The organism is Psychroflexus planctonicus, assembly GCF_014640195.1.
Taxonomy (GTDB): domain Bacteria; phylum Bacteroidota; class Bacteroidia; order Flavobacteriales; family Flavobacteriaceae; genus Psychroflexus; species Psychroflexus planctonicus.
In genome coordinates this window covers 1-2040 of the sequence record NZ_BMGM01000023.1, presented here as the reverse complement: position 1 = coordinate 2040, position 2040 = coordinate 1, and the positions used below count along the sequence as shown (strand labels likewise).

4 protein-coding genes are annotated in these 2040 nt (G+C 28.4%); all 4 read right to left on the bottom strand.

Features of this window, described 5'->3' with window-relative positions; genetic code table 11:
• Nucleotides 1–149 precede the first annotated feature (149 nt).
• Nucleotides 150–455, bottom strand: a complete 306-nt coding sequence (locus IEV72_RS13545) for a type II toxin-antitoxin system RelE/ParE family toxin (protein ID WP_188459657.1) — start codon at nt 453–455, stop codon at nt 150–152.
• Between the two features lie 2 nt (nt 456–457).
• Nucleotides 458–694 (bottom strand): hypothetical protein, encoded by a 237-nt coding sequence (locus tag IEV72_RS13540; protein WP_188459656.1) that lies wholly within the window; start codon nt 692–694, stop codon nt 458–460.
• Between the two features lie 218 nt (nt 695–912).
• Entirely contained in the window at nt 913–1509 is a 597-nt protein-coding gene (locus tag IEV72_RS13535; protein WP_188459655.1) for a Fic/DOC family protein, read from the bottom strand.
• Nucleotides 1502–1681, bottom strand: coding sequence for an antitoxin VbhA family protein (locus IEV72_RS13530; RefSeq protein ID WP_229731937.1), 180 nt, complete (start codon nt 1679–1681; stop codon nt 1502–1504). The genes IEV72_RS13535 and IEV72_RS13530 overlap by 8 nt, the downstream gene beginning before the upstream one ends.
• Nucleotides 1682–2040: the final 359 nt, after the last annotated feature.

The window sequence follows — 2040 nt, the reverse complement described above, 5'->3', positions numbered from 1 at the left end:
TGTGAAGCAAGCTTCAAATTATATAAAACGTGATAGAAAATTAAAAAATAATGAGATAACTAATAAGAAAATATCATAAATTTGAAGGAAGATCAGGTTGATTGCTTTTCATAGGATGCGCTGTTGCCAGTAGTGCTTTATTCAGATATTCATTTTTCGTCATTCATTTTAGATGGGTTTTGTCTTGTGTCAAAAACATCATTAATTATGACTTGATTATCTATTATTCTGTAAATTAATTTATAATTTCCACTTACTAAATATCTATGATTTTTCTTTAATCTAGTTAGGTTTGGTTCAACTGGACCAGTATATGGATTGTTTATTAATTGTTTAGAAGAACTAAGAATTTGTCTTCTAATTTTATGGGCAACTTTTTTATTAGCTTGAGCACAATAAAAATCAAAAATATCTTTCAAATTTCTGATTGCAAAATCAGTCCAAACTATTTTCATCCCTACCAATTTGCGGATATTTTCTCTAAATCTTCTTGACTTTTAAAATTTCCATTTTCAAAATCCAATTCAGACTTCTCAATTCTATCAATTAACTCATCAACAGTAAACGGATTTAAGTCAGGGTTACGCTTAACTTCTCTTTTTAAAATATAATTTTCTAAATTATCAAAAAATATTTCGTCCTTAATTTGAGCCAAATAGGTTATTAAATTGAGTTTTCTAGTTTGTAAATCCATCTTTAAAATATTTTATCCAAAAATACAATTTTTATCTTAATGTTTAATTGTAAAACGATTTTTTCGCATTACTGGCAACGGTCCGCGCATAACATAAGTGGCGACTTAAAATGCGCAAGTTTTTCGGTTAAGGTTTTACGTTTCTAAAAATACAAAAACTTTGAGTTTTGATCTAATTCCGCCATAAACTATATACGCTGTTATGCATCGTTCTTAATTCAACTGATTAATTCAAAAATCAATTCTTTCAATATTTTGACATCACTATTTACCGTTCCTTGCATATATCTTTCATAAACATTTTCATCGTCAGGTGGGTTTAAGTTTAAAGATATTCCTTTCTCAAGAGCCAACATTCTTAAGAATTCTCTTTGAGCTCTTCCATTACCATCTATGAATGGATGTAAATAATTAACGTTGTCTAATATTTCAGCTAGTTTTTCGGCAATTTCATTTCTATCATCTCTTTTAGTTTTCTTGAAACTTTCTATCAAAGTATCAATAAAATTACAAGCATTTTCGAAATGAGATGTTGGGAAAAATTGTTTTCCATCTTTACTTATTTCAACAAGTCTTTTCTTACCTGCCCAATCGTAAATATCTTGAAATAAATGTTGATGAATCGAAAATAAGCTTTCAATTCCATTTATTTTGATTGGATTGTTATGTAATTCATTAATTCGTTTTGTTACTGTAACACTCTCAAAAAAAAGTAAATCTTCTGAGTTAGTAATATCAGCTAAGTTTTTTAGCACTCCTGATTTTGGGTCGATATAAGTATAATCAGGATCAACATATCTGTAAGAATTAGACATAGGTCTTTTTCTTCGTATAAATTATTAAATCGTCTATAGATATTTTACCTATTATATAATCTCTTATGATTTCAATACTTCTTTGCGTTGGTCTAAATCCTTCAAACATATTGCTTCCAATAGCACTTGCAGTGTTTTCCAATGTCTTTAAATCTGAAAACTTGACGCCCATTATCGTAAGTTTTTTTCGGTCAATTTCTATTGAGTTATACATATTTTTTGCTTTTTGAAATCTTACAAATATAAGGATATTTTATCAGTTCTAATTTGTTTGTAGTTTCAATTTGAATGATGCATAACGTCTCGCGCATAACGAAAGTGGCGAGCTTAAAATGCGCAAGTTTTTCGGTTAAACTTTTACTTTTCTAAAAATAAACAAATCTCTCGTTTCAGCAATAAATTCGCCATTTTTGTTAGCATCCATGAAAAAGCAGAAAGTCTAGTATCTTTAAATTTCACTAAAAATTATAAGATATGAACACTGAACAAACTGCCACACCGAAGTTATTTATTGGAATTGACATACACAAG

What these genes read in the sequence shown, in the direction of transcription:
- IEV72_RS13545 (WP_188459657.1), bottom strand. Translation starts at nt 455, where the DNA reads ATGAAAATAGTTTGGACTGATTTTGCAATCAGAAATTTGAAAGATATT.
- IEV72_RS13540 (WP_188459656.1), bottom strand. Translation starts at nt 694, where the DNA reads ATGGATTTACAAACTAGAAAACTCAATTTAATAACCTATTTGGCTCAA.
- IEV72_RS13535 (WP_188459655.1), bottom strand. Translation starts at nt 1,509, where the DNA reads ATGTCTAATTCTTACAGATATGTTGATCCTGATTATACTTATATCGAC.
- IEV72_RS13530 (WP_229731937.1), bottom strand. Translation starts at nt 1,681, where the DNA reads ATGGGCGTCAAGTTTTCAGATTTAAAGACATTGGAAAACACTGCAAGT.